Source organism: Kitasatospora sp. NPDC059462 (assembly GCF_042749955.1).
Taxonomy (GTDB): Bacteria; Actinomycetota; Actinomycetes; order Streptomycetales; family Streptomycetaceae; genus Kitasatospora.
In genome coordinates this window covers 1,793-3,251 of the sequence record NZ_JBHYUU010000352.1, presented here as the reverse complement: position 1 = coordinate 3,251, position 1,459 = coordinate 1,793, and the positions used below count along the sequence as shown (strand labels likewise).

The window sequence follows — 1,459 nt, the reverse complement described above, 5'->3', positions numbered from 1 at the left end:
CGCGGGGCGGGGGGGGGGCGGGGCCGGGGGCCCCCGGCGGCGGGGTGGGGGCCCTCCGCCCGTCCGCGGGCCCGACGGGGGCACACCGCCGCGCCCGTCGTCCCGTGCGAGGAACGTCCGAAATCATGCGCCCGGAGCGCCGTTCCGCGGCGCCCGTGCCCGCCGTCCCCGCGCGCCGGGCGCACGGGGACGGGGGCCGCGGGGTCAGTCGTCCGGGTCCTCGTCGTCGTAGACCTCGCTCACGTCGAAGCGGCAGATCAGCAGCTGCGGATCGGCGTGCTCGAAGGGCTCCGGCAGCCACTCCCCCGGCTCGCTCGGCTCGGCGGCCGCCACCCAGAGCGTGGAGTCGGCCTCCTCCAGCCCGAACTCCTCGCTGCGGGCGGCGATCTCGTCCGGCTCGAACTCGCCGAACAGCACGCCGATCGCGGCGTTCACCCCGCCGCCGTCCTCACCCCCGCCGGGGGTCAGCGAGTCGTCCAGCCGCTCCGCCTGGGCGCGCAGCCGCTTCGGGTCGACGACGTGGTAGTCGCGGCGGATCAGCACGCTGATCGCCTCGGGCTGTTCGGGGCCGTGGTACCCGCCCGGGCCCTCGTCGCCGGGGACCTCGAAGGGGGTGACCTCGTCGTAGACCTCGTACAGGAGCTGGTCGTACGCGATGGCCGCCGTCGCGAGCTGCTCGTAGGCGGTGGACACAGCGGAATCGTCCGCTGCGCTGTGGCTTGACACCGCTTCCAGATGACGGTCGATGGCGGCCTTGACCGCCTCGGCGGCGGCGCGTACCTCGGCAATGGTGGGCTGCGCGGCATCAGACATGGAGCAGACGCTATCTCCCCTCGGTGCCGGTACGCACAGCGGTTGTCACCTACACCCGCGATTTCACCGCAACTTCCCCCGCGATGTCCGTTCCGCGTGGTTCTGTCCCCCGGGGTGCCGCCCCGCGGCGCGCGCCCGGCGCCCGCGCATCCGTCCGCGCGGGCCCGTCCGGGTGCCGCTTCGCCCGGCGCGCCGCGGGTATGCCGACCCCAGGGACAACGGAACTGATGCGCTGTCAGTGCGGCGCGCTCCCGGGCGGCCGAAAATACCCGGGCCCGTTGTCGGAGGCAGGCCGTAGGCTTGCTCGCAGGCGTCCCACAGGAGGAGCGTTTTGACCCCACCGAAGCCCGTCCGGCAGCCGGAGTACGAGTACCAGTCGCTGCGCATGCCGCGCGGAACGTCCCGCAACGCGGCACGCCAACTACTCACCGATCACGCCGAGTACGGGCACTGGGAGCTGGACAGGCTCCGCCTGTTCCCGGACGGCAGCCGCACGGTGCTGCTGCGCCGGCGGATCATCCGGCAGGTCAGGAGCTGGTGACGGCGGACGCGGGGGGGGGGGGGGGGCCCCCCCGGGGGGGGGGGGGGGCGGGCGCCCCCGGGGAGATCGCGGCGGGGCGCGGCGCGGGCGGGGGTGGGCCCCCGC

General features: G+C 75.5%; 2 protein-coding genes. One reads left to right on the top strand and one right to left on the bottom strand.

The window, feature by feature from the left end:
* Positions 1-204: 204 nt before the first annotated feature.
* Positions 205-813: a hypothetical protein gene (locus tag ACFXAM_RS38290; protein WP_380298513.1), complete on the bottom strand. Its 609-nt coding sequence runs from the start codon at positions 811-813 to the stop codon at positions 205-207.
* A 331-nt stretch (positions 814-1,144) separates the two neighbouring features.
* Between ACFXAM_RS38290 and ACFXAM_RS38285 the strand changes: the two genes are divergently transcribed.
* Entirely contained in the window at positions 1,145-1,354 is a 210-nt protein-coding gene (locus ACFXAM_RS38285) for a DUF5703 family protein (protein WP_037846781.1), read from the top strand.
* Positions 1,355-1,459 lie beyond the last annotated feature (105 nt).

What these genes read in the sequence shown, in the direction of transcription:
- ACFXAM_RS38290 (WP_380298513.1), bottom strand. Translation starts at nt 813, where the DNA reads ATGTCTGATGCCGCGCAGCCCACCATTGCCGAGGTACGCGCCGCCGCC.